The sequence below is a fragment of the Saccharopolyspora erythraea NRRL 2338 genome, from assembly GCF_000062885.1.
GTDB classification, from domain to species: Bacteria; Actinomycetota; Actinomycetes; order Mycobacteriales; family Pseudonocardiaceae; genus Saccharopolyspora_D; species Saccharopolyspora_D erythraea.
Map to the genome: position 1 here is coordinate 868884 of NC_009142.1, position 25358 is coordinate 894241.

Below are 25358 nucleotides of genomic sequence, written 5' to 3' on the forward strand. Positions count from 1 at the left end.
GTTCTAGCGGTCCTCGCAACACCTGCGACCTGTGGGAGTTGCGAGGACCGTGGCATGTGAGGGTGACAGTGCCGAGCTGAAGCAACGCTTCCTGGACCGGCTTGATGCGGTTGGGAGCGTCACTGTGGCGGCCCGTGAGCTGGGCCTGAACCGGAACACGGCCTTTGGTTGGGCCCGGCAGGCTGGGCGGCGGTCGATTCGGGCGTCGCGTCGACACCCACGGCGCGAGGAGTACGAGCGGTTGCGTTCCGAGGGTGTGGCCCGACGTCGGGCGGCCGAGCGGGTGGGCATCAACGAGCGCACGGCGAAGGACTGGGACTACGGGGTCCGCAAGAGCCGGAACGCCCGGACCTACCCGAACGGGGTTCGTGTCGACTACGCGGCGGGCACCAGCACGATCGTCGACGTGAACTCCGTGGCGCCCAAGCTGTCCGCACTGGACAAGCAGTTGCATCCCCGGCTGCTGACCTTGGTGGAGCGGGAGCGGATCCGGGACCTGCGGGCCGAGGGCCACTCACTGCGGGCGATCGGGAAGGCATTGGGGCGGTCGGCCAGCACGATCTTGCGGGAGATCCGCGCGAACTCCGCCCACGGCGCCTACCGGCCGTATGCGGCTCACCGAGCGGCGGCCGCTCGTCGACCGCGCCCGAAGCAACGCAAGCTGATCGCGCAGGGACCGTTGCGCCAGTTCGTGGTTGACGGGCTGCGCAAGCGCTGGTCACCGGAGCAGATCTGCCACGCTCTAGGCAAGGAGCATCCCGGCGACCAGAGGATGCGAGTGAGCGTGGAGACGATCTACCAGGCGCTGTACTTCCAGGCCCGCGGTGGTCTCAAACGCGAAGTACAGGCCGCGATCCGCACCGGCCGGACCCGCCGCAAGCCACGCCGCAACCCGAACCAGCGCACCGCGCGGTTCATCGACCCGATGGTGATGATCAGCGACCGCCCTGCCGAGGTCGAGGACCGGGCCGTGCCCGGCCACTGGGAGGGAGACTTGATCATTGGCGCTGGCAGCCAGTCCGCGATCGGCACTCTGGTGGAACGCACCACGCGGTACACCATGCTGGTCCACCTGCCGAACGGGCATGACGCTGAAGCGGTCCGGGACGGTCTCGTAGCGACTATCACAACGCTGCCGACTCACCTTCGTGGCTCGCTGACCTGGGACCAGGGAGCCGAGATGGCCCGCCACAAGCAGTTCACCATGGCCACCGACATGCCGGTCTACTTCTGCGACCCGGCCAGTCCCTGGCAGCGCGGCAGCAACGAAAACACCAACGGACTGCTGCGCCAGTACTTCCCCAAGGGCACCGACCTCGGCACTTACGGACCCGAGGACCTCGAGCACGTCGCCCAACAGCTCAACGGGCGACCACGCAAAACGCTCGGCTGGGACTCCCCAGCCGAGCGCCTCGCTATGCTCCTGACCGAAGCCAGTTGACCATCTGTGTTGCGACGACCCCTTGAATCCGCCTGGCGCAGGCAGGGCCCTCCACTGTGGAGGTCAGGCGTCCGGGTACTGGTACGGCGCGGTGATGGCTTCCAGGACGTGGCCGTTGGGGTCGTCGAAGTAGACGCCGCGGCCGCCGTGTTCGTGGTTGATCTCGCCCGGCTTGGTGTGGTGCGGGTCCGCCCAGTAGTCGATGCCAGCCTCGCGGATGCGGCCGAAGATCCGGTCGAACTCCTCGTCGGTGACCAGGAACGCGTAGTGGTTGGGGCGGATCTCGTCGGAGTCGGCGAAGTCCAGCGTCACCCCGTTCGCCGTCTCCACCGGGGTGAACGGCCCGAGGTCGGGCAGCACCTCCAGGTCGAGGAGGTCGGCGAGGAACTTCGCCGAGGCGTGCCGGTCCTTGCAGTGGACGATGGTGTGGTTGAGGTCAACGGACATCGCACAGCCCTTCCTTCTCGGTCATCGCGGTGGTCAGCGTCCAGACGGCCTCGCCGAGCTCGATGTGCAGCGCCGCGTCGGCGAGCCGCCCGTCGGCGTCGAACGCCTCGTCGGAGCGCGGGACGGCGACACCGGTGTCGAGCACGTGCGCGCCGGCGGCCTCGAGCGAGCGCCGCAGGGCGTCCTGCGCCCACGTGGCGCCGTAGTCGCTGGGGCTGGCGCCGATCACGGCGGTCGTCTTGCCGGTGAGCGCGCTGTCGCCGTAGGGGCGCGAGGCCCAGTCCAGCGCGTTCTTGAGCTGGCCCGGGATCGAGCCGTTGTACTCCGGGGTCGCGATCACCAGCGCGGCCGCGCCGTCGATGGCCTCGCGCATCCGCAGCACCGGGTCGGGCGGCTCGGCTTCGTGGTCCTCGTCGAAGGGTGGGATCGTCGCCAGCTCGTCCCACAGCCGGAAGCCGATGGCCGGGTCGACCAGGGCGCCCGCCGCGCGCAGGAGCGCGGTGTTGGTGGAAGCCGAGCGCAGGCTTCCCGAGATCCCGAGAACGCATGCCGTGGTGGTGCCCATCTGTCCTCCTCGTTCGTGTGGGGACACGATGCGGCGCGGGACTTTCGGTTCGCTTACCACCCGCTTGCGGCCTGCCATGTGGCTATCGTCGGCCCATGTGGTTCGGCGTGCTGGGTCCGCTCGTGGTGCGCACCGACGCGGGCGACCCGGTCGCGGTGCCCGGGGTCAAGGTCCGCGCGTTGCTGGCGTGCCTGCTGGTGCGCCCTGGGACCGCGGTCTCGGCGGACCGGCTGGTAGAGGAGCTGTGGGGCGGCGAGCGGGTGCCGGCCAACCCGCTGGGCGCGCTGCAGGCCAAGGTGTCGCAACTGCGCAAGGCGCTGGCCGACGCCGAGCCCGGCGGTCGCGAGCTGGTGGTGTCCGGGCCGGCCGGATACGCGTTGGACGTGGGCACCGACGCCGTCGACTCGCTGCGCTTCACGGCGCTGGTCGCCGGCGCGCGCGACGCGCGGGGGCTGGCCGAGGCGCTGGAGCTGTGGCGGGGACCGGCCTTCGCCGGCTTCGCCGACTCCGACTTCGCGCGCCCGGTCGTCGAGGGCCTGGAGGAGCAGCGGCTGTCCGCTGTGGAGGACCACGCGCAGGCGCGGCTGGCGGAGGGCGAGCACGGCTCGCTGGTCGCGGAGCTGGGGGCGCTGGTGGCCGAGCACCCGCTGCGGGAGCGGCTGTGCGCGGCGTACATGCGTGCGCTCTACCGCAGCGGCAGGCAGGCCGAGGCGCTGGAGGCGTTCGCGGCGCTGCGCGGGAGGCTGGGCGAGGAGCTGGGCGTCGATCCGGGCCCGGAGATCATGGCTCTGCACCAGCGGATCCTGGAGCAGGACGCGGGGTTGACCGCGATGCGCTCGAACCTGCCGACCCCGCTCACCGGGCTGGTGGGCCGCGGCGGCGCGGTCGCCGAAGTGCGGGAGTCGTTGCGGGCCAACCGGCTCGTGACGCTGACCGGCCCGGGCGGTGTGGGCAAGACGCGGCTCGCACTGGAAGTGGCCGGTGAACGCGGTGAAGACGCGTGGCTGGTCGAGCTGGGGGCGCTGGAGCGCGCCGACGACGTCGGGCGCGTGGCGGAGCTGGTCGCAGAGGTGCTCGACGTCCGGGACCACGTCCTCGTCACGCCGTTCGGCGCCGGGCAGCGGCCGGACGCCGTCCGGCGTCTGGTGAACGCGTTGCGGGACAAGGAGATCCTGCTCGTGCTCGACAACTGCGAGCACGTCGTCGAACCGGTGGCCGCGCTGGTCCAGGCTCTGTTGCGGGCTCTGCCGGGGCTGTGCGTGCTCGCGACCAGCCGCACGTCGCTGGGCGTACCCGGTGAGGCGCTGCACCCGGTGCCGCCGCTGGACGTGCCCGAGTCCGGCCGTGCGGCCACCGGGTCGAGCGCGGTGGATCTGTTCGTCGAACGCGCGGTCACCGCGGCGCCCGGCTTCGCGCTCGACGAGCACAACGCCGAGGCCGTCGCCGCGATCTGCCGCAGGCTGGACGGGCTGCCGCTGGCGCTGGAGCTGGCCGCCACGCGCGTGCGCGCGCTGGGCGTCGAGGAGCTGGCGCGGCGGCTCGAGGACCGGTTCCGCCTGCTGGCGGCGGGCTCGCGCGCCGCCCCCGCACGGCAGCAGACGTTGCGGGCAGTGATCGACTGGAGCTGGGAGCTGCTGGCCGAACCGGAGCGGGCCGTGCTCCGCAGGCTGGCCGTGCACAACGACGGCTGCACGCTCGACGCCGCCGAAGCGGTGTGCGGGCGGGGCGGTGAAGATGTCGTCGGCGCGCTGGCGCAGCTCGTCGACCACTCCCTGGTCGTCGTCGCGGAGGGCGCGGCCGGACTCCGGTACCGGTTGCTGGAGACCGTCGCCGCCTACAGCCTCGAGCGGCTGGCCGAGGCCGGTGAGACCGACCAGGTCCGGCTCGCGCACGCCGAGTTCCACGTCGACCTGGCCGAGCAGGCCGAGCGGCGGTTGCGCGGGCACGACCAGCGCCGGTGGCTGGAGCGGCTGGACGCCGAGAGCGGAAACCTGCGGGCCGCGCTGGACTGGGCGGTGCGGCAGCGGCGGTCGGACTTGGCGTTGCGGCTGGTCAACGCATTGGCCTGGTACTGGTTCCTGCGCGGCAGGCACCAGGAGGGCCACCGGGCGCTCACCGCGGCCCTCGACCTCGACGACACCGCCTCCCTGGACCGGGCGAAGGCGATGACCTGGCGTTCCGGCCTGGACTACCTCGTGCGGGCCAGCGACGACCCGGAAGCGCAGGCGCGGGAAGCGCTCACGCTCTACGACCGGCTGGGCGCGCTCGACGAGCAGGCCCACGCGAAGTGGCTGCTCAGCTTCAGCATGTCCGGCAGCGGCCGGGTGGCCGCCGCCCGCGTGCTCGCCGACGAGGCGCTCCGCCGCTTCCGCGAGCGCGACGACCGGTGGGGTGTCGCGGCGGCGCTGACGGTCCGGGCGCAGCAGACGGCCGTGTCCGACGACCGCGACGCCGGCCGCGACGGGGCGCGCGCCAGGGAGCTGTTCACCGAGCTGGGTGACCGGTGGGGCCAGGCGTGGAGTGCCCGGGTGCTCGGCGGCGTGGCCATGGACGCCGGTGACTACGACCTGGCCGCCCGCCTGCACTGCGAGGGTCTGCGCACGGCCGAGGAGCTCGGTCTGTGGTCGGTGGTGTCCGGGCACCTCGCGCAGCTCGGGAGGGTCTCCATGCTGCGCGGAGACTACGCGCGGGCCGACGAGCTGCACCGGCGCGCGCTGCGGCTGGCGCGGGAGCAGTCATACGAGCCGTCCGCTGTCTACGCCGAGACGGGCCTCGGCATCGCGGCGCGGTGGCGCGGGCGGCTGGAGGAGTCCGAGGAGCACCACCGGCACGCCCTGGAGTGGAACCGGCGCGCAGGCTACGAGCCCGGGATCGCGCTTTCGCTGGCGGAGCTGGGGTTCGTCGCCGAGCAGCGCGGTGACCTGGACTCGGCGCTGGCGCTGCACCGGGAGGGCTTCGACGTGGCCGGCCGGACCGGTGACGCCCGCGCCGTGGCGCTCGCGCTGGAGGGGCTGGCCGCGGTGCGGTCGGCGGCCGGGGAGCACGAGCTCGCGGCGCGGTTGCTCGGGGCGGCGGCCGAGGCGAGGACGTCGGTGCCGGCGCCGCTGCCCGCGGCCGAGCGGGGTGACATCGACCGTGTCGAACGCGCGGTGCGGCAGGCGCTCGGCGAGGACTTCAGCTCGGCGTTCGAGTCCGGCCGCCGGAGCCCTCCGGACGGCCTCGCGGGGCGGGGATGAGCACGTTGGTCATCCGCTCGTCGCGGGCCAGGTGGAAACCCAGCGCCATCCGGGAGCTGGTGCCGTAGCGCTGCTGGAGCCTGGCCACCGCGGTGCGCACGGTCCGCGCGCTGACGTGCAGGCGGTCGGCGACCTCGGCGTCGGTCGCGCCGTCGATGAGCAGGCGGGCGACCTCCAGCTCGCGTCCGGACAGGCCGGGCTGGGCCGGCGTCTCCGGTTCCCGGGCGTTGTCCCAGTGCAGGTCGAACAGGCTGCGGTGCGGGGCCGCCGGGGCGTTCTCGAACAGGTAAGCCCCCCGGCCGAGGTGGGTCAGGTCGAACGGCAGCAGCGCGAACCGGTCGTCGAAGACGACGACCCGGTGCAGCGGCGCGGTGCTGATGCGCACCTCGACGTCCGGGGTGGAGGAGAGCACCAGCTCCTCCAGGACGCCGGGCAGCGCGGCCAGCCGGGGCCCGACCAGTACCTGACCTCGGCGGCAGCCCGACTGGAGCTCGGGTGCGGCGTCGGGGCCGGTCAGCGAGGTGCGCACGAACTCGGCGGTGCAGGCGAGGCGGTGGATGCGCGTGCGCACCGCCTCCTCGTCGGCCAGGTGCTCGACCCAGCGCGTCTGGTGTGCGAACTGATCCAGCGTCATGTGATCTCCCCACGCCGCTGCCTGGTTCGATCGTCGCTGCCCGGTGGTGCGAATACCACCCTTTTCACCCGGGACGTCTACTGGCCGCCCGGCCGGAATCCGCGCGTTTTCCCCGGCCGTCCTGAATTGGCCTGGCGCGCCGCGCTCGGGGCGGTTTCACCCGTTTGTGTGGCGGTGTCATCCCGGTGGACCGGGGTGTGAACAGGTGCGAGCAGGACCGGAGTTCTGGGCCACCGCGGATTCTCCTGCGGGGAGAGGTGACAGCCGCTCGAATCCGCCATGGGGGCGAATTCACGCAGGAGAATCGCGGTGGCGCTGAAAAAAGTAGCACCGAATGCGGCCTGGACCATTCGGCGGCACTTCCGGAAGCGGCAGTTTCGAGCGGACTCGCGCGTGCGTCGGCGTCCGCGATCACATTCCCGGGAATTCAATCTTGGAATGCGCGTGCGTGGGGCCGCGGCGTGCGACCGGGCGCCCGCGGGTGTGTAACGCAGCGTGACGATCTTCCGTAGACCCGGCCGGAGCGAAAGAAAATCTTTCGTCAGGACGCACGTTCAACGGAAGAACGTTGCATTTTTGCGGGATGCTGATGTAATAGTTCCTTGACAGTGACGGGCGCCACCGTGACCAAGCGACGACGCCGGGAGGCCGATCGTGACGACCCAGCAGGACGTAGTTGTGGAATCGACCGGAACCGACATCCCCGCCCAGCGCGGTGACGCCGCCGACGCGGTCACGTCCCTCAAGGCCCAGGTGACCGGCGACCTGATGGACATCGTGGTCGACCTCGACGCCGGTGACGGCTGCCGTTTGCGCGACCTGCGCGACGGCACCGAATACCTCGACATGACGATGTTCTTCAGCTCGGCCACGCTCGGGCACGGGCACCCGGGCCTGCGCACCCCGGAATTCGAGGCGGCGCTGGTGCGGGCGGGACGCGTCAAGCCGTCGAACCCCGATTTCGCCACCGTCGAGCAGGCCCGCTTCGCCGAGACCTTCCGGCGGGTGGCCGGTGACCCGCAACTGCCGCTGCTGTTCTTCATCGACGGCGGAACGCTCGCGGTGGAGAACGCGCTGAAGGTCGCTTTCGACTGGAAGACCAAGGTGAACGCCCGCAAGGGTGTCGCGATCCGCGGCAGCCGCGTGCTGCACCTGGAGAAGGCCTTCCACGGCCGCAGCGGCTACACGCTCTCGCTCACCAACACCGACCCGTCGAAGATCCGCGACTACCCGATGTTCGACTGGCCGCGCATCCCCAGTCCTGCCGTCGTCCCCGGCGACGACTGGGACGACCCCGAGCTGCTGCCGCACGAGCGGGTCGCGGTGGAGGCCGCCGAAGCCGCGCTGCGCCGCTACGGTCGCGAGATCGCCTGCTTCGTCTACGAGCCGATCCAGGGCGAGGGCGGCGACCGGCACCTGCGGCCCCGCTTCCTGCGCGCGGTGCAGGAGCTGTGCCGGGAGCACGACGTGCTCACCGTCGCCGACGAGGTGCAGACCGGCGCCCTGACCGGCCGGGCGTGGGCCTACCAGGCGCTGGGGCTCGAACCTGACCTCGTCGCGTTCGGCAAGCGCATGCAGGTCTGCGGCGTGATGGGCGGCAGGCGCGTGCTGGAGGTCGAGGAGAACGCGTTCCGCGAGGCCAGCCGGATCAGCTCCACCTGGGGCGGCTCGCTCACCGACATGGTGCGCGCGACCCGGATCCTGGAGGTGATCGAGAGCGAGGACCTCTTCGAGCACAGCCGCCAGATGGGCGAGCTGCTGCTCGGCGAGCTGCGCGCCCTGGTCGCGGAGTTCCCGTCGGTGGTCCGCGACGCGCGCGGACGCGGCCTGATGTGCGCGATCAGCTTCGCCGACCCGGACAAGCGCAACCGCGCGCTCGCCGTGGCCCGCGACCACCACCGCACGCTGTTCCTGCCGTCCGGGACCGACTCGCTGCGGTGCCGTCCGCCGCTCTCGGTGCGGCCGGAGGAGGTCGTCGACGCCGTCTCGGCGCTGCGCAAGACCCTCGTCGAACTGGCCTGACCGCCGTCCAGGAACCCGCGAGTCCTTCGGGCGCCACGGCCACCCGAAGGGCTCGCGGGCGTTGCGTGATCAGGATCGGCGGAGGATCCACCACGCCTGGACCGCGGCGTAGGCGAGGACCACGGCGCCGAGCACGCTCGTCACGTGCACACCGGAGGTGAACGCCGCGAACGCCGACTCCCGCACGAGCTCGGCCTGCGCCGCGGGCAGTTCGGCCGCCGCGGCCAGTGCCCCGCCGAGGGTGTCCTCGGCGGCCTCCGCCATGGACCGCGGGATGCCGGTGAGGTCGAGTCCGCCACGGTAGGCCGCGGTGAGCGTGCTGCCGAGGATCGCCGTGCCCAGCGCGGCGCCCAGCTCGTAGCCGGTCTCCGAGATCGCCGACGCCGCGCCCGCGTTCGCCTGCGGCACGCTGCCGAGGATCGCGTCGTTGGTCGCCGTCTCGGTTACGCCCGCCCCGAGGCCGACCACCATGAACGCGAGCACCACGATCCAGCCGCCGTCGCGCACCGGCAGCAGCACCAGCAGCAGGTAGCCGAGCGCGGTCGCCAGGATCGCCGCACCCAGCAGCTCGGCCAGCCGCACCCGCCTGATCAGGCGAGCCGCCAGCAGCGACCCGACGACCGACAGGCCGATGCCGGGCAGCAGCGCGATGCCCGCGCGCAGCGGTGACATGCCGAGCACCAGTTGCAGGTACTGCGTCATGAAGAACAGCGCGCCGACCATCACGAACACCGCGAGCAGGTTGCTGGAGACCGCGACGCTGAAGCGCCTGTCCGCGAACAGCCGCAGGTCGAGCATCGGGTTGTCGAGCCTGCGCTGCCTGCGCACGAACACCGCGCCGACGACGACCGCGAGCACGACCGAGCCGGCGGCGAGCGGGGTGAGGCCCTCGCCCGCCAGTTCCTTGATGCCGAGGACCAGCGCCAGCATCGCGGCCAGCGACAGGCCCGCGCCGAGCAGGTCGTAGCGGCCGGGCCGCGGGTTGCGCGACTCGGGGATCAGCGCCGGTCCGACGGCCAGCAGGACCACCATGACCGGCAGGTTGATCAGGAACACCGACCCCCACCAGAAGTGCTCCAGCAGCAGGCCGCCGAGCAGCGGTCCGAATGCGGAGCCACCCGCGAAGGTCGCGGTCCACGTCGCGATCGCGGTGGTGCGGGCGCGCGGGTCGGTGAAGGTGTTGCGGATCAGCGACAGCGTCGAGGGCATCAGGGTCGCGCCTGCCACGCCGAGCAGCGCGCGAGCGGCGATCAGCAGCTCGGCGTTGGGCGCGAAGGCGGCCAGCGCCGAGGCGGCGCCGAACCCGGCCGCACCGGTCAGCAGCAGGCGGCGCCTGCCGATCCGGTCGCCGAGGGTGCCCATCGTGACGAGCAGCCCGGCCAGCATCAGCGAGTAGATGTCGACGATCCACAGCAGTCGGCTGCCGCTGGGGCGCAACTGCTCGCTGAGGTGCGGCACCGCGAAGCTCAGCACGGTGTTGTCGACCGAGATCAGCAGCACCGGGAGCAGGAGCGCGCCGAGTGCGGCCCACTGCTTGCGGGTCGTCACCGGACGCGGTTCCCGACCGGCGTCGGCGGCGCTGTTGGTGGCGGGGTCGGCGTTCGCGACCTGGCTGGAGGTCGCGGTCTGGTCGTGGTTGCGGGAGGAGTTCTGTTCAGTCATTTTCTATACCGTCCAGACGGTATAGTAGCCCGTCCGGACGGTAGAGTGCCACCGTGGCAGCCAGGGACACCCGCGACCGCATCCTCGACGCGCTCCAGCGCATCCTCGTCCGCAAGGGAACGGCGGCGGTCACGCTGGAGTCGGTGGCCGCCGAGGCCGGGGTCTCCAAGGGCGGGCTGCTCTACCACTTCCGCTCGAAGCAGGCGATGCTGCAGGGGCTCACGCTGCGGCTCAGCGAGGACGCCGAAGCCGAGTTCGCGCAGGCCGAGCGGGCCGGCGCCGACGTCGTGCGGTACTTCCTGGAGACCTCGCTGCCCGCCTCCGACGAGGAGATGGCGCTGTACTGGTCGGTCATCGCGGCGCTGCGCAGCGCGGAGGGCCTGAGCGAGGACGGCACCGAGGTGCTGGCCCGCGTCTTCGGCCGCTGGTCGGAGCTGCTGACCGACCACATCGGCGACCCGGTGCTGGCCGAGACGGTGCGCCTGGTCGGCGACGGCCTCTACCTGAGCGCGTTGTCGGGGCTGCCGAACCCGGATCCGGAACTGCTGCGCCGCGTCTTCGACCGCCTGCTGGAGCAGGTGGCCGAGGCGCGCGGGGAGTAGGGCTTCGGCGGGCCGCACCCACCGGGGTGGCGCGGTCTCGGCGGCTGCCCTAGATCCAGCCTTCTTCCCAGGCCCGGCGGGCCGCCTCGTGGCGGGTGCTGACCGAGAGCTTCGCCATCGCGGCGGACAGGTAGTTGCGCACCGTGCCCTGCGCCAGGTGCACCTCGTCGGCGATCGCCGCGATGGTCCCGCCGCGCACGGTGTGGCGCAGCAGCTCCAGCTCCCGCGCCGTCAGCGGGCACGCGCCCTCGGTGAGCGCGCTGGCCGCGATCTCCGGGTCGACGTAGCGGCCGCCGCCGTGCACGTCGCGCAGGATCGCGGCCAGCCGGGTCGCGGGCGTGGTCTTGGGCACGAACCCGCGCACACCCGCCGCCAGCGCCCGCCGCAGCACGCCCGGCCGGGCATGCCTGGTGACCAGCACGATCGGCAGCTCGGCGACCCGGCGGACCTCTGTGGCCGCCTGCACGCCGTCCAGCTCGGGCATCTCCAGGTCGAACACGGCGACGTCGGGCCGGTGCTCGGTCACCGCCCGCACCGCCGCCCTGCCGTCGCCGACCTGCGCGAGCACGCTGATGTCCGGCTCCAGGTCGAGCAGGGCCGCCAGGGCCCCGCGGATCAGGTCTTCGTCGTCGGCGAGCACCACCCGGATCACGAGCGCGGCCTCCCTGGTTCGTCGGCGAGGCCGGTCAGCTCGAACCAGCCGTCGCGGCCGGCGGCCCGCACCTGGCCGCCCAGCGTCGCGAAGCGCTCGCGCAGTCCGTCGATGCCCGAGCCCGCGGAGTCGCCGCCCCCGATGATGCCGTCGTTGCGCAGGACGACACGCACGCGCCCGTCGTCGGAGCGGATCTTCAGCTCGCAGCGCCGCGCCCGGCTGTGCCGCAGGACGTTGGTCGCGCCCTCCCGGACCAGCGCGCCGAACAGCGGTTCCAGCGGGGGCGGCACCAGCGCCGGATCACCGTCCACCGTGGTGTCGATGTCGGCGGAGCGCAGGATCGCCACGGCGTTGTCGATTTCGGTGGCCAGGCTGGTGCGCCGGTAGCCGTGCACGACCTCGCGGGTGTCGCGCAGCGCGGTCCTGGCGAGCTCGGCGACCTCCGCGGCCTGCGCGCGGGCCGCGTCGTCGTCGACCCCGACCAGCCGCTCGGCCAGCTCGCCCTTCAGCGCGATGGCCTGCAGGTGGTGGCCCTGCACGTCGTGCAGGTCCGCGGCGAAGCGCAGGCGCTCCCTGGCCACCGCCAGCTCGGCGGAGACCCAGCGTGCGCGGTCCAGTTCGAGCACGATGTCCCAGACCCACGCCTGGAAGATCATGGCGAAGACCGTGGCCCCGGAGACGAAAGCGCTGTAGGACAGCACCGATCCGGACAGCTCGGGCTTGCCCGCCAGGACCATGGAGACCGGACCCACCGCGACGACCAGCACGATCAGGCCGGTGGCCAGCCGCAGCCGGAAGCGCCTGGGCGCCGCCGCGGCGAGCGCGCCCGCCAGCGCGGACGGCAGCAGGGTCCATGTCAGCACGTTCGGCGGGCTGAGCCAGATCGCGTAGCACATGCCCGCCACCGCCAGCGCGAACGCGCCCGCCTGCTCCAGCGGGTGCTGGCGCGGCTTGCCCAGCCCGCCCATCATGCCGAGGGAGAACCGGGTGCCCTCCACCGCGACCACGACCAGGATCGCTACCAGCGCCGCGATCTGGATCGTGCTGATCCCGGTCTCGGCCGGGGCGACCACCGCGAAGACGCCGGCGACGCAAGCGAACACCGGAACCGTCGGGACGATCGCCCACCAGGTGAGCCTGCGCAGGCGCAGGATGCGCCGGGTGTTGAACTCCGGTTCCCCTGGCGCGGTGCTCTCGCCCTCCCGCGCGGGGACGTGGGGCTGGGCGGCTCGGCGGCTTCCGGTCGGCGGGGTCGGGTGGACGCCGGTCGGGTCGCTGCCGGTCGGCCGGGGTCGGCGGACGTCGGTCGGGTCGGGCACCGCTACAGCATCGTCGATCCGCGGCGGGGTGTCTGCCGACGGCCGTCACGGCAGTCCGTGACATCTGTCATCGGTCCTGGTGACAACGCCGGACCGAGCCGCTGACTGATCGCCCTACCGGCGGGCGCGGCCCGCGGCGAGGCTTCGGGGCATGACAGGACCAGTGATCGCGGTGAACGGGCTGCGGTGTTCCTACGGGGACTTCGAAGCCGTTCGCGGCGTCGACTTCGAAGTGGCGCAGGGCGAGCTGTTCGCGTTGCTGGGCACCAACGGCGCGGGCAAGACGACCACGATGGAAACCGTCGAGGGCCACCGGCCTCCGGCCGCGGGAACGGTTCGGGTGTTCGGGATGGACCCCTGGCAGAACCGGGCCGAAGTGCGAAGGCAGGTCGGGATCATGTTGCAGGACAGCGGTTTCGCGGGAGACCTCACGGTCGGCGAGACCGTCCGGCTGTGGCGCTCGATGGTCAGCCGTGCATCCGATGTGGACACCGCGCTGGACGCGCTTTCCCTCGGCCACCGCCGGGACGTCGCGGTCAAGCGGCTCTCCGGCGGTGAACGCCGCAGGCTCGACCTGGTGCTGGCGATGCTGGGCAGGCCGCGGCTGCTGTTCCTCGACGAGCCCACCACCGGGCTCGACCCCGAGTCGCGGCGGGCGACCTGGGAGGTCGTGCGCGGGCTGCTCGCCGAGGGCACCACGGTGCTGCTGACCACGCACTACCTGGAGGAGGCCGAGCGGCTGGCGCACCGGTTGGCGATCATGCACCGGGGCCGGATCGCGGTCTCCGGGTCGCTGGTCGACGTGCTGGCCAGCCGCCAGGCCCGGATCGACTTCGTCCTGCCCCGGCCCGCGGTGCTGCCGCGGCTGCGCGGATCGGTGAGCGCGGACGATGCCGGGAGCTACCGGATCACCACTCGCGACCTGCAGCGCGATCTGCACGCGCTGCTGAGCTGGGCGGACGAGCACGGTCTGCGCCTGGGCGGACTGCGCGCCCGCAACGCCTCGCTGGAGGACGTGTTCCACGGCGTGCGGGAAGAGGACGACGTGCGGGAAGGGGAGGTCGCGGTCTGATGGGCAACGCACTGCTCGCGATCGGCGCCACCGAGTGGAAGCTGCTGATCCGCAACCGGACCGTCGCCTTCAGCGCGACCGCCCTGCCGCTGGTGATGGGCGTCTTCCTCGCCTACTCGCGGCCCGCCGAAGGTGGCTGGGCCATGACCGTCGCCTTGCAGCTGCTGGCGGTGCTGGGCTTCACGGTCTACTTCACCACCAGCACCGCGCTGACCAGCCGTCGCGAGGACCTCTACCTCAAGCGGCTGTGCAGCGCCGAACCCGCGCCGGTCGTGGTGCTGGCCGGGATGCTGGTCCCGACGGCCGTGCTGGGCGTCGTGCAGTCCGCCGTCGTGCTCGGGCTCTCGGCGGCGTTCGGCGCTCCGCTCGGCGGCAACCCGCTGCTGCTGGTCGTCGCGGTGGCCGGGGGCCTGGTCATGTGCCTTCTCGCGGGCGTCGCGACCAGCGGTCGCACCTCGACGGCGGAGCAGGCGCAGATCACCACCCTGCCGTTCTTCTTCGCCATGTTCGGCGGGGCGCTCTGGGCGTCGGTCAGCGCGGGCGGAACGTGGGCGGCGCTGCTGCTGCCGGGCGCGGCCGTGGCCGAGCTGGTGCGGCTGTCCATGACGCCGCAGGACTGGACAGCCCAGGTCAACGCGGCCCTTCCGGCGGTGCTGGCACTGCTCGGGTGGGTGCTGCTCTGCGGTGTGGCCGCTCGCGGGTGGTTCCGCTGGGACCCGCGGGCATAGTGGCGCAGCGGCGCGCCGGGTCCGGCTGGGGGTCCCGGCGCGCCGACGCGCGGGGGGCGCGGCTCGGCTGGGTGGCGGGGGCTCAGAGGGGCTGACGGGGACGCAGCGGCTCGCGGTACCGATCTGTAGTGGCTTGCGGTGCCGTGTTGCGGCTGATCAGCGGGCGTGCCGCGCCGTGGTGGCTCAGCGCCAGGACGGCAGCCACAGCTCGGCCTGCCAGCGCTCCGGGGTGATCGCGTCGCCGTTGAGCACCGGCCACAGCCACACGAAGTTGGCCACCACCAGTCCCGTGTAGAGCGCGACGACCAGCAGCCCGGTCTTGCGCCGCTCCAGGTGGTCGCGGGCGCCGCCGAGGATCTCGCCGAGCACCAGCACGATCCCCAGCACCAGGAACGGCGCCAGCGGCGTCGCGTAGAAGTAGTACATCTGCCGGTCGAGGTTGAGGAACCACGGCAGGTAGCCCGCGCCGTAGCCGACCAGCACCGCGCCGTAGCGCCAGTCCAGCGCGCTGGTCGCCCGCCACACCGCCCACGCGGCCACCGGCAGCGCGATCCACCACAGCGCGGGCGTCCCGATGAGCATCGTCGCCTCGACGCAGCTCGCGCGGCCGCAGCCCGGCACGTTGTTCTCGTAGTAGTAGAGCATCGGCCGCATGCCCATCGGCCACGCCCAGGGCTTGGACTCCCAGGGATGCGGGTCGTTGGCGGGCGTGGACAGGTGCGTGTGGAAGTCCAGCACGTTGAGCTGGTAGTACAGCAGCGACCGCAGCGGGTCCGGCAGGAACGCCATCCCCACGTCGTCGGCGACCAGCGTCGCGTGCCGGTCGGTCGCGGTCTCGCTGGCGAACCAGTTCGCCCAGGTCGCGAAGTACACCAGCAGCGGGATCGCCACCATCGACCGCAGCGCGGGCAGCGTGTCGCGCACCAGCGTGCCCGACCACGGCCTGCGCACCCCGGCCGCCCGCCGGGCCATGACGTCCCAGAACACGCAGAGCAGCCCGAACGCCATGATGTAGTAGATGCCGTTCCACTTGACCCCGCAGGTCAGGCCCAGCAGGATCCCGGCGCCGAAGCGCCACCACCGGAACCCGAGCCGCGGACCCCACACCGAGTCACCGATGCGGCCGTCGGCGAAGACCAGCGACATTCGCTGCCGCACCTGGTCGCGATCGGCCAGCAGGCACGCGAACGCCGCCAGCAGGAACATCGCCTGGAAGATGTCGAGCATCCCCACCCGCGACTGCACGTGGCTCAGCCCGTCGCAGATCAGCAGCAGCCCCGCGAGCGCGCCGAGCAGCGTCGAGCGGGTGAGCCTGCGGGCGATGCGCACGATCAGCAGCACCATGACCGTCCCGGCCAGCGCGGCCGCCACCCGCCATCCCCACGGCGTGTAGCCGAACAGCCACTCGCCGATCGCGATGAGCTGCTTGCCCACGGGCGGGTGCGCCACCAGCTCGTAGCCGGGGTTGTCCTCGTAGCCGCCGTTGCGCAGCATCTGCCACGCCTGCGGCACGTAGTGCTTCTCGTCGAAGACCGGCGTGCCCTCGTCGGTGGCGTGGCCCAGGTTCCAGAACCGGACCACGCCCGCGGCCAGCGCGATGACCACCGTGATCACCCAGGCGCGGAGCCGGTCGGCGGGCATCGCCACGTCGAGCAGGTGCCGGGGATCGCCCTCGCCCGGCGTCCGCACGGGGGGCGTCTGGCCGACCTGGACCGGCTCGTCGGCGGTACGGCCACCGGAGTTCGGTACGAGGACACTCACACCCAGATCGTAGGGTTGGGGTCATGGACCTCGTCGCCGGATCGGGCACCTTGCTCCTCGCCGCCACGCCGCTCGGCGACGCCAGGGACGCGTCGGCCCGGCTGGTCGACGCGCTCGGATCCGCCGACGTGGTGGCCGCCGAGGACACCCGCCGGGTGCGGGCCCTGGCCACTGCGCTGGGCGTCACGCCGGGCGGGAAGGTCGTCAGCTACTACGAGGCGGTCGAGGCGACCCGGACCCCGATGCTGCTCGACGAGCTGCGCGCCGGCCGCAGCGTGCTTTTGGTCACCGACGCCGGCATGCCGAGCGTGTCGGACCCCGGCTACCGGCTCGTGTCGGCCTGCGTCGAGGAGGGCCTGGCGGTCACCTGCCTGCCGGGGCCGTCGGCGGTGACCACGGCGCTGGCGGTGTCGGGCCTGCCGTCCGACCGGTTCTGCTTCGAGGGCTTCCCGCCGCGCAAGCAGGGCGAGCGGCGCCGGTGGTTCGCCCGGTTGCAGGCCGAGCAGCGGACGTGCGTGTTCTTCGAGGCGCCGCACCGGCTCGCCGACGCCCTCGCCGACGCCGTGGAGGTGCTCGGCGGCCGGCGGCCGGCGGCGGTCTGCCGGGAGCTGACCAAGACCTACGAGGAGATCCGCCGCGGCAGCCTCGCCGAGCTCGCGCAGTGGGCGGCCGACGGCGTGCGCGGCGAGATCACCGTCGTCCTCGGCGGAGCGGCACCGGCGGAGACGTCGGACCCGGCGGAGCTGGTGTCGCAGGTCGAGGAGCGCGCCGCAGACGGCGTCCGGCTCAAGGACGCCGTCGCAGAGGTCGCCGAGATGGCGGGCGTGCGGAAGAAGGAGCTTTACGACGCCGTGCTTGCCGCGCGTCGTTGAGGCGGCCGGAGGGCGGCGCGGCGGCGATTCGGCGGCGGGCGTAGCCCGGCGGTGGTGGCGTGCCGAGTCGGGCGGCGAAGTGGGCAGCGGGCCGTTGCGGCGACGTCGTGCGGAAAGGCGCGGCTTTCAGCAGGTTGAGGCGGTGGCCGTGTCGGTCGACTGTTGTGAGGTGCCGCTGCGCAGCAGCGACAGCAGAGGGGCGGCCTTGGTCAGGCACTCCTGCCACTCGCGCTCCGGGTCGGAGTCGGCGGTGATGCCGCCGCCGACACCCAGGTGAAGCATGCCGTTGGAGTACTCCAGGGTGCGGATCGCGACGTTCAGCTCCAGGCCGGCCGCGGGGGAGACCATGCCCACCGCACCGCAGTAGACGTCGCGCGCCACGTCCTCCAGTTCGCCGATGACCTCAAGCGCCCGGACCTTGGGAGCGCCGGTCACCGACGCCGGCGGGAAGGTCGCCTCCAGCAGTCGCGAGTTCGACAGCCCGGCTGGGACCTCGGCGCGCACGTCGGAGACCAGGTGCCAGACACCCGGGTGCGGCTGCACATCGAGCAGCTTCGGGACGGTGACGCGACCGGTCGACGCGACGCGGCCAAGGTCGTTGCGGGCCATGTCGACGATCATCACGTTCTCCGCGACATCCTTCGCCGAAGCCCGCAACAGCTCCGCGTTGGCGTCGTCCTGCGGTCCACGACGCGGCAGCGTGCCCTTGATCGGGCTGGAGTGCACGACGTCGCCACTGCGTGCCAGGAAGAGTTCGGGCGAGAGCGACGCCACCGCACCCCAGTCGCCGGCCACGTAGGCGGCCCGCGCCGGGCGGAACCGCTCGCTGCCCGCCGCGAACACCTCCAGCGGATCGCCGGTGAACGGCACGGCGAAACGGCTGCAGATGTTGGCCTGGAAGATCTCGCCGGCCGCGATCTGCTCGACGCAGCCCCGCACGGCCTTGCGGTGCAGGTCGGCGTCCGGCTGGCGTACGGGCCCCACCTGCCACTGGGAATGCTGGGGGGAAGCGAGATCGGTCGACGAACCGGGGGCGGAAGGGGAACCGAGGTCGGCGTCGGAGACGAGGGCGGTCAACTCGTCGACGAGGGCGGGGTCGGCGGGACCGAGCGACTCGAACCACCACTGGCCCTCGCGGTCGCGGCGCAGGACGTGGTCGGTCCAGCCCCAAGCCGACAACGGCAGCCTGCGGGGCTGGGCGTGCCTTCCCGGGTCGGTCAGGCCGTAGCCGAGGTATCCGATCCAGCCGCCCCCGACCGCGCCCTCCGGCACATCGGCGGTGGACGCGGCATCCTCGGAGTCGAAGGCGTCCAGGACGGCGAACGGGTCGTCCTGGGGACCGATGGACACCGACGGGACCAGCACGGCGCCGCCCCCGAACCAGTCGCCGGTCAGCGCGGCGGGCGGCGGCAGCCCGCGTTGCCGGGCGCGGTCCGAGAGCCGCCGCAACACGGCTTCGGCGCTCGCACCGCCGACGATCGATCGGGTGAAAACCTGCACTCCGCCAGTATGAACACCGGGTAGTCCGCACCGGTCGCGGCGGCCCGGCCAGTGAGAAGACGACTCCTGACGAGGCCGGCTCGACCAACCGGCGAAGACTTCCGCATCGGGACTGCGCTGGGCTGAACGGGTGGCGGCGCAGTGATCAGCATCACCTTCCGGGTGTCGCCCCGTTGTGTTCCGAAAGGCCAGCGTTCCGGAATGCGCCGGCTTCGATCACGACGAGGTGAGCGGAATGCGGATTCGGAACGCGGTTGTGGCCGTGGCTGCCGCGGTGACCGTGATCGGCGGAGTCTCGCCTGCTGCGGGCGCCCAGCCGCCGGTGGCGGCGGACGAAACCGCGGTGGGCGGGTCGGTTGGCGGAATCGCGGAGGCCGGTGCGGCTGGCGGAACTGCGGACGCGGCGGCAGCTGGCGGAACTGCGGAGGCGGGGGCGGCTGAGGAGGCGCCGGCGGGAGCCAACGACTGGAGCTGCGAGCCGTCCGACGAGCACCCGGTGCCGGTGGTGCTCGTGCACGGTCTGGGCGGAGCGGCCGCCACCAACTGGGCCTACATCGCTCCACTGCTGGCCGACGAGGGCTACTGCGTCTTCGCCCTGACCTACGGACGACCGCCCGGGATGCCTCCGGTCACCGGCGGTTTCGCGCCGATGGAGCAGAGCGCCGAAGAACTCGCGGACTTCGTCGACCTGGTGCTGGAGGTGACGGGAGCGAGCAGGTGGATTTCGTGGGGCATTCCGAGGGGACGGTGATGCCGCAGTACTACCTGAAGTTCCTGGACGGCGCCCCCAACGTGCGCCGCTACGTCGCGCTCACCCCGCTCTACGACGGCACGACGCTCAACAGCACGTCGGAGATCATCGACCGGCTGACCACCGAGATCCCCGGCCTGGGCAACGTCGCCGACGGCCTGTGCGCCTCGTGCACGCAGTTCTTCCACGACTCCGACTTCATGAAGAAGCTCAACGAGGGCGGCGCGGCGGTGCCGGGAATCGAGTACACGACGGTCATGACGAAGTACGACCAGCTGGTCACCCCGTACACCAGCGGCCACCTCGACTCGCCGGACGCGACGAACATCGTGCTGCAGGACGTGTGCACGAGGGACTTCGCCGAACACGTCGCGGTGGCTTTCGACCCGAACGTCGGGCAGATGGTGCTGAACGCCCTCGACCCGGCGAACGCCGAACCTGTGCAGTGCCTCCCCGGAACGGAGTGAGGGGGAGGAGCGGGGGCACGTGGGTTTTCGGGGGACTCACCCCGGCCTTGCGGCTTGCGGTGGGTGGGTGGTTTCTGGGGCGCTCGCCGCCCCCAGGCCCCCGGCAGGTCTCCGGGATGAGTGGGTTTTCGAGGCATCTTGCGGTGGTGCGGTGGCGGTTCTTATCCCGTCGACCTCCACGAGGGCTATCAGACCGCGTCAAGGGGGCCGGTTTTCGAGGCAGCCTGCGGTGGGAGCGAGCGGGCCCCCTTGACCCGGTCTGATCGGGCTGGCGCCAGGTCGACGGGATGAGAACCGGGCTCCGCCTGTGTTGGCTAGTGCGCTGTGCGGAAGGCGCGGGTGCCCAGTAGCAGTGCCAGGGTGGCCAGCGCTGCCGATGCGCCGATGCCGGTGAGGGTCGTTGGTGACATTCCCTCGCCTACGAAGAGGCTGCGTTCGGCGTCGACCACGTAGGTCATGGGGTTGAGCCGCGAGAGCAGTCGGAGCCAGTCGGGGCCGGCTTCCATCGGGATCAGGAAGCCCGACAGCAGGAGCAGGGGCATCGACAGGCTCTGGACCACGGGGGCGAACTCGTACTCGTTGGTCAGCCGGAGGGCGAGCAGGTACGAGGCGCTGGCCAGCGTGATGCTCAGCAGCGCCAGCACGCCGAGTCCGAGCAGGATGGCGGTGAGCGGGACGGTGAGTCCGAACAGCAGGGCTGCCAGCGCGGTGATCAGCACGGCCTGCACGACGACGAGGGTTGTGTCGCGCAGGACCCTGCCGAGCAGCAACGCCGTCCTGCTCAGCGGGCTCACCCGCATTCGATCGAGCACCCCGGCGCGCTGGTCGGGGATGAGGGAGAAACCGGCGAAGCCGGCTCCGAACATCGCCAGCATCACCAGGATTCCGGGCAGGAAGCCCTCCCACGACGCCCCGGGCAGACCGGTCACGAGCAGCGGGCCGAACAGCAGCAGGTAGAGCAGCGGCTGGACCAGGCCGATCGCCAGGACGAACGGGTTGCGCAGCGTGGGGTCCAGCGCGTGCCGGAAGACCAGCCAGGTGTCGGTGGGCCAGGAGTTACGCCGCAACGGATGCCTCCCGCAGGCTGTGGCCGGTCAGTTCGAGGAACACGTCGTCGAGGCTGGGGCGCTCGACGCGCAGGGACAGCGGGGTGATTCCCGCCGAGTCGAGCCTGCGGAGCAGGGCGGTGAGCGCGGTGTCGCCCCGCGCTGTCCGGAGGCGGACCTCGCCGCCTTCGGTGCGGACGTCGGTCGCCTCCGGCATGGCCCGCACGGCGGTGGCGGCCGTGGCCGGGTCGGCGCAGGTGAACACCACCAGGTCGCCGGATACCCGCTGCTTGAGTTCCTCCGGGGTGCCGGTGGCGACGATCCGGCCGTGGTCGATCACCAGCAGCCGGTCGCACAGCGCGTCTGCCTCGTCCAGGTAGTGCGTGCTGATCAGGACGGTCGTGCCGTGCCCGGCGCGCAGCGCGCGGACGTGCTCCCACAGGTTGGCGCGGCTGTGCGGGTCGAGGCCGGTGCTCGGCTCGTCGAGGAACAGCAGGCGCGGGTCGTGGATGAGGCCGAGCGCGATGTCGAGCCGCCGGCGCTGGCCGCCGGAGAGGGCCGCCACCGGGCGCTGGTCGAGGTCGGACAGGTCGAAACGGTCGAGCAGTTCGGCGCATTTCCGGCGTGCCTCGGCTCTGGACTGGCCGTGGAAGCGGCCCTGCGTGCGCAGTTCGTCGCCGACCCTGCGGTCCATGCCCGCCGACCCGCTCTGCGGCACGTAGCCGATGCGGCGGCGGACGCCGAACGGGTCGGTGCGCAGGTCGCGGCCCGCCACGGTCGCCTCGCCCGCCGTCGGCGGCAGCAGGGTCGTCAGCATCCGCATGGTGGTGGTCTTGCCCGCGCCGTTGGGGCCGAGGAAACCGACGAGTTCGCTCTCCGCGATGTCGATGTCCACCCCGCGAACGGCGTCGACAGGCCCCTGCTTCGTCCGGAAGCGGTGGCTCAGCCCGCTTGCGTGGATCATGCGGCTCCTTTGGTCAAGTTTGACTACTCGGTAAGCATGGGCCACCGGCGAGTGTTTGGTCAACTTTGACTAGTCGGCTTCGCCCGCGAGCCGGTACTCGCCCGCCTCCAGCCGCCCGACCAGCTCGTCGATCCAGCGCAGGTCGCCCTCCACGCCGATCGCCCACAGCCGGAAGAGCTCCCTGACGTGGGCGGGCTTGCCCATCTCGTCGTTGCCCTCCAGCAGGTGGCGGGTCGTGGCAAGCGCCGACTCGGTCTTCACTCTGCGGTGGGAGAGCAGGTCGATCAGCTCCTTGCGCCCTACGAAGGGCAGGAAGGGGATCGCGGCGCTGATCGCGATACCGGAGTCCGGGTCCACCAGGGTGCGCCGCAGCAGCAGGTCGAACTCGGCCTCGCCGTCTTCGGTCAGCCGGTAGGCGGTGCGTTCGGGGCCGGCCTCGCCGGGTTCGGCCTCCTCCTGCGCGAGCAGCCCGTCCTTGGCCAGCCTGCGCAGCGCGTTGTAGATCGAGCCCTGCCGGACGTTGGCCCACCGGTCGGCCGACCAGGACAGCAGCTCCCTGCGCACCTGGTAGCCGTGCGCCCGGCCGTGCATCCGCAGCACGCCGAGTACCAGCAGTTTCGTCGCCGACATCCGACCTCCGCGCAAACCAGAACCCGTTCGAGGCGCACCGCCCCCCGAACGTAGGCTATGGAACATGAGTGCCTCTGTGTTGACCGCTGTGGCCTGGCCCTACGCCAACGGTCCGCGGCACATCGGCCACGTCTCCGGCTTCGGTGTGCCCTCCGACGTCTTCTCGCGCTACCAGCGAATGGCGGGCAACCGGGTGCTCATGGTGTCCGGCACCGACGAGCACGGCACCCCGATCTCGGTCCAGGCCGACAAGGAGGGCCTGAGCACCCGCGAGCTCGCCGACAAGTACAACCGGGTGATCACCGAGGACCTCCAGGGGCTCGGGCTGTCCTACGACCTGTTCACCCGCACCACGACCGGCAACCACTACGAGGTCGTGCAGCAGATCTTCCTCGCGCTGCACCGCAACGGCTACATCATCCCGAAGACGACCACCGGCGCGATCAGCCCGAGCACCGGCCGCACGCTGCCGGACCGCTACATCGAGGGCACCTGCCCGATCTGCGGCTACGACGGCGCGCGCGGCGACCAGTGCGACAACTGCGGCAACCAGCTCGACCCGGCCGAGCTGATCAACCCGGTCTCCCGGATCAACGGCGAGAAGCCCGACTTCGTCGAGACCGAGCACCTGTTCCTCGACCTCTCGGCGTTCACCGAGTCGCTGGGCAAGTGGCTCTCCACCCGCACCGGCTGGCGGTCCAACGTCCTGAAGTTCACCCAGAACCTGGTCGAGGACATGCGGCCCCGGGCGATCAGCCGCGACCTGGACTGGGGCGTGCCGATCCCGCTGGACGGCTGGCGCGACCAGTCGATGAAGCGCCTATACGTCTGGTTCGACGCCGTCATCGGCTACTTCTCGGCCAGCGTGGAGTGGGCCCGCCGCACCGGCGACCCCGACGCCTGGAAGCAGTTCTGGACCGACCCCTCGGCCCAGGGCTACTACTTCATGGGCAAGGACAACATCACCTTCCACGCCCAGATCTGGCCCGCGCTGCTGATGGGCCACAACGGCCAGGGCGACAAGGGCGGCGAGGTCGGCCCCTACGGGCAGCTCAACCTGCCCGACGAGATCGTCTCCAGCGAGTTCCTCACCATGAGCGGCTCGAAGTTCTCCACCTCGCGCGGCACCGTGATCTACGTGCGCGACTTCCTGCGCGAGTTCGGCCCGGACACGCTGCGCTACTTCATCTCGGTGGCGGGCCCCGAGAACCAGGACACCGACTTCACCTGGGACGAGTTCGTCCGGCGCGTCAACTTCGAGCTGGCCAACGAGTGGGGCAACCTGGTCAACCGCTCGGTGTCGATGGCCGCGAAGAACAACGGCGCGGTACCGGCGCCGACCTCCCCGCGGGCCGCCGACGAGGAGCTGAAGACCCTGTCGCGCAACGCCTTCGAGACCGTCGGCGGCCACCTCCAGCGCTCCCGCTTCAAGGCGGCCGCGCAGGAGGCCATGCGGGTCGTCTCGGCGGCCAACAAGTACCTGTCCGACCAGGAGCCGTGGAAGCTCAAGGAAGACCCGGACCGCCGCGACGCGGTGCTGCACACCGCGCTGCAGGTGGTCTCCGACGCCAACACGCTGCTCACGCCGTTCCTGCCGCACTCCGCGCAGAAGGTGCACGAGCTGCTCGGCGGCACCGGCGTCTGGTCGGCTCAGCCGGAGCTGCGCGAGGTGTCCGACCTGGACGTCCCCGAGCGCGAGTACCCGGTGCTGATGGGCGACTACGCCGCCGAGCAGGCGAGCTGGGAGTCCACGGAGATCGAGGTCGGACGTCCGTTGCACAAGCCCACGCCGCTGTTCGCCAAGCTCGACGCGGCGCTGGGCGAGACGGGGCCGGAGTGGGCGCCGATCGAGAAGTCGTGAGGCGCAGCGCGCCGCTGCCGTGACGACTGGGCACTCCCGGGTACCTCCCGGGAGTGCCCTGCTACTTGTGGAGGGTTCGATGAGCAAGCGGGACAGCAGGCGCGAGCTGCCGCCGGTGCCGGAGGCGCTGCCGGCGTCCGCGGTGGACGCGCACACCCACCTCGACGCCTGCGGCGCGTCGACGGCCGAGGACGTGCGGGCCATCGTGGACCGCGCGCAGGCCGCGGGCGTCGGCCGGGTCGTCACGGTCGCCGACGACATCGGTTCCGCCCGCTGGGCGGCAGAGGCGTCCACTTGGGACGACCGCGTGTTCGCCGCGGTGGCGCTGCACCCCACCCGCACCAAGGACTTCGACGACGCCGACCGCGAGGCGCTGGAGGAGCTCTCGCGGCACCCGCGTGTGGTCGCCGTCGGTGAGACCGGCCTGGACTACTACTGGGACTACTCGCCGCCGGAGCCGCAGCAGGAGGCCTTCCGCTGGCACATCGACCTCGCCAAGCGGGTCGGCAAGCCGCTGATGATCCACGACCGCGAGGCCCACGAGGACATCCTGCGCATCCTGGAAGAGGAAGGCGCCCCTTCCACGGTGGTCTTCCACTGCTTCTCCGGCGATGCCGACTTCGCGCGCCGGTGCGTCGACGCGGGCTACGTTCTGTCCTTCGCCGGCACCGCGACCTTCCGCAACGCCCGGGCGCTGCACGAGGCGGCCCGGCTGGTCCCGGCCGGGCAGATGCTCGTGGAGACCGACGCGCCGTTCCTCACCCCGCACCCGTACCGCGGCAGGCCCAACGAGCCGTATTGCGCGAATTACACCCTTCGGGCGCTCGCTGAACTCCGTGGGGTGAGCGTCGAGGAACTGGTTGTAGCGACCACCGAGACCGCCGAACGGACCTTCCGGCTCGGCGAAGTGGCGCAGAACCGGTCGAACCAGGTCGGAGCGGGCGGTACCGGCTCGTTGTGACATAGCGCAAAGAGTCACTCATAGCTACGGAACTTGCCCGATACGTGCCTGATCTCTGCGCCGTTCGGCGCAATGGGGTGACAGCTTTTCGGCCCAAGGCGAAGATCAGTTGTGACGCACGGTACGGAGTTGCGCGGCAAATCGGGGTAATGGAGCTCACAGCGG

General features: G+C 71.8%; 20 protein-coding genes and 1 pseudogene. 10 read left to right on the forward strand and 11 right to left on the reverse strand.

The features are described from left to right. The first annotated feature begins 256 nt into the window (after positions 1-256). On the forward strand, positions 257-1441 hold the full coding sequence (locus SACE_RS03840; protein ID WP_143538283.1) for an IS30 family transposase: 1185 nt from the start codon (positions 257-259) through the stop codon (positions 1439-1441). Positions 1442-1504: 63 nt separating this feature from the next. Here SACE_RS03840 and SACE_RS03845 read toward each other — a convergent pair whose 3' ends face one another. Beyond that, positions 1505-1888, reverse strand: coding sequence for a VOC family protein (locus SACE_RS03845; RefSeq protein ID WP_009951654.1), 384 nt, complete (start codon positions 1886-1888; stop codon positions 1505-1507). Then, positions 1878-2453 (reverse strand): NADPH-dependent FMN reductase, encoded by a 576-nt coding sequence (locus tag SACE_RS03850; RefSeq protein WP_011873164.1) that lies wholly within the window; start codon positions 2451-2453, stop codon positions 1878-1880. The genes SACE_RS03845 and SACE_RS03850 overlap by 11 nt, the downstream gene beginning before the upstream one ends. Before the next feature lie 95 nt (positions 2454-2548). Here SACE_RS03850 and SACE_RS03855 point away from each other — a divergent pair, with 95 nt between their 5' ends. Beyond that, positions 2549-5689 (forward strand): AfsR/SARP family transcriptional regulator, encoded by a 3141-nt coding sequence (locus SACE_RS03855; protein ID WP_009944293.1) that lies wholly within the window; start codon positions 2549-2551, stop codon positions 5687-5689. On the opposite strand, the gene SACE_RS03860 is transcribed toward SACE_RS03855, so the two are convergent. Further along, positions 5628-6323: a helix-turn-helix transcriptional regulator gene (locus SACE_RS03860; RefSeq protein WP_009944292.1), complete on the reverse strand. Its 696-nt coding sequence runs from the start codon at positions 6321-6323 to the stop codon at positions 5628-5630. The two genes, SACE_RS03855 and SACE_RS03860, sit on opposite strands and share 62 nt — an antisense overlap. 654 nt (positions 6324-6977) lie before the next feature. Here SACE_RS03860 and lat point away from each other — a divergent pair. Continuing rightward, on the forward strand, positions 6978-8345 hold the full coding sequence (gene lat / locus SACE_RS03865) for an L-lysine 6-transaminase (RefSeq protein WP_231849919.1): 1368 nt from the start codon (positions 6978-6980) through the stop codon (positions 8343-8345). Between the two features lie 69 nt (positions 8346-8414). On the opposite strand, the gene SACE_RS03870 is transcribed toward lat, so the two are convergent. Beyond that, positions 8415-10007, reverse strand: coding sequence for an MFS transporter (locus SACE_RS03870; protein ID WP_009944290.1), 1593 nt, complete (start codon positions 10005-10007; stop codon positions 8415-8417). 53 nt (positions 10008-10060) lie between these two features. Here SACE_RS03870 and SACE_RS03875 point away from each other — a divergent pair, with 53 nt between their 5' ends. Next, positions 10061-10609, forward strand: coding sequence for a TetR/AcrR family transcriptional regulator (locus SACE_RS03875; protein ID WP_009944289.1), 549 nt, complete (start codon positions 10061-10063; stop codon positions 10607-10609). 49 nt (positions 10610-10658) lie between these two features. Here the strand turns inward: SACE_RS03875 and SACE_RS03880 are convergent, their stop codons facing one another. Beyond that, positions 10659-11261: a response regulator transcription factor gene (locus tag SACE_RS03880; protein WP_009944288.1), complete on the reverse strand. Its 603-nt coding sequence runs from the start codon at positions 11259-11261 to the stop codon at positions 10659-10661. After that, the gene (locus SACE_RS03885; protein WP_009944287.1) at positions 11258-12580 is read right to left on the reverse strand and encodes a sensor histidine kinase; all 1323 of its coding nucleotides are present in this window, start codon (positions 12578-12580) and stop codon (positions 11258-11260) included. Before SACE_RS03885 ends, SACE_RS03880 begins: the two co-directional genes overlap by 4 nt. Before the next feature lie 151 nt (positions 12581-12731). Here SACE_RS03885 and SACE_RS03890 point away from each other — a divergent pair, with 151 nt between their 5' ends. Both SACE_RS03890 and SACE_RS03895 read left to right on the forward strand, forming a co-directional pair. Next, the gene (locus tag SACE_RS03890; protein WP_011873165.1) at positions 12732-13652 is read left to right on the forward strand and encodes an ABC transporter ATP-binding protein; all 921 of its coding nucleotides are present in this window, start codon (positions 12732-12734) and stop codon (positions 13650-13652) included. Next, complete coding sequence (locus SACE_RS03895; protein ID WP_009944283.1) at positions 13652-14380, forward strand: ABC transporter permease; 729 nt, start codon at positions 13652-13654, stop codon at positions 14378-14380. The genes SACE_RS03890 and SACE_RS03895 overlap by 1 nt, the downstream gene beginning before the upstream one ends. Before the next feature lie 183 nt (positions 14381-14563). On the opposite strand, the gene SACE_RS03900 is transcribed toward SACE_RS03895, so the two are convergent. Next, positions 14564-16141, reverse strand: coding sequence for a dolichyl-phosphate-mannose--protein mannosyltransferase (locus SACE_RS03900; RefSeq protein WP_009944282.1), 1578 nt, complete (start codon positions 16139-16141; stop codon positions 14564-14566). A gap of 23 nt (positions 16142-16164) precedes the next feature. Between SACE_RS03900 and rsmI the strand changes: the two genes are divergently transcribed. Further along, complete coding sequence (gene rsmI / locus SACE_RS03905) at positions 16165-17013, forward strand: 16S rRNA (cytidine(1402)-2'-O)-methyltransferase (protein WP_009944281.1); 849 nt, start codon at positions 16165-16167, stop codon at positions 17011-17013. 126 nt (positions 17014-17139) lie between these two features. Here rsmI and SACE_RS03910 read toward each other — a convergent pair whose 3' ends face one another. Next, positions 17140-18513, reverse strand: coding sequence for an aminodeoxychorismate synthase component I (locus tag SACE_RS03910; RefSeq protein ID WP_009944279.1), 1374 nt, complete (start codon positions 18511-18513; stop codon positions 17140-17142). Positions 18514-18748: 235 nt separating this feature from the next. Here SACE_RS03910 and SACE_RS39005 point away from each other — a divergent pair. Next, positions 18749-19731 (forward strand): annotated as a pseudogene (locus SACE_RS39005) (lipase family alpha/beta hydrolase). Between the two features lie 314 nt (positions 19732-20045). On the opposite strand, the gene SACE_RS03925 reads toward SACE_RS39005, so the two are convergent. The 3 genes from SACE_RS03925 to SACE_RS03935 all read right to left on the reverse strand — a co-directional run bounded on the left by SACE_RS03925 (position 20046) and on the right by SACE_RS03935 (position 22371). Further along, positions 20046-20798 carry an ABC transporter permease gene (locus tag SACE_RS03925; RefSeq protein WP_009944276.1) on the reverse strand — a complete coding sequence of 251 codons (753 nt, stop codon included), beginning with the start codon at positions 20796-20798 and terminating at the stop codon, positions 20046-20048. Then, the gene (locus SACE_RS03930; protein WP_009944274.1) at positions 20788-21741 is read right to left on the reverse strand and encodes an ATP-binding cassette domain-containing protein; all 954 of its coding nucleotides are present in this window, start codon (positions 21739-21741) and stop codon (positions 20788-20790) included. The genes SACE_RS03925 and SACE_RS03930 overlap by 11 nt, the downstream gene beginning before the upstream one ends. A 69-nt stretch (positions 21742-21810) precedes the next feature. Further along, the gene (locus SACE_RS03935; protein ID WP_009944273.1) at positions 21811-22371 is read right to left on the reverse strand and encodes a PadR family transcriptional regulator; all 561 of its coding nucleotides are present in this window, start codon (positions 22369-22371) and stop codon (positions 21811-21813) included. A gap of 64 nt (positions 22372-22435) precedes the next feature. On the opposite strand from SACE_RS03935, the gene metG reads away from it, so the two are divergent. Both metG and SACE_RS03945 read left to right on the forward strand, forming a co-directional pair. After that, positions 22436-24232, forward strand: a complete 1797-nt coding sequence (metG, locus tag SACE_RS03940) for a methionine--tRNA ligase (RefSeq protein ID WP_009944272.1) — start codon at positions 22436-22438, stop codon at positions 24230-24232. 79 nt (positions 24233-24311) lie between these two features. Further along, the gene (locus tag SACE_RS03945; RefSeq protein WP_009944271.1) at positions 24312-25193 is read left to right on the forward strand and encodes a TatD family hydrolase; all 882 of its coding nucleotides are present in this window, start codon (positions 24312-24314) and stop codon (positions 25191-25193) included. Positions 25194-25358 lie beyond the last annotated feature (165 nt).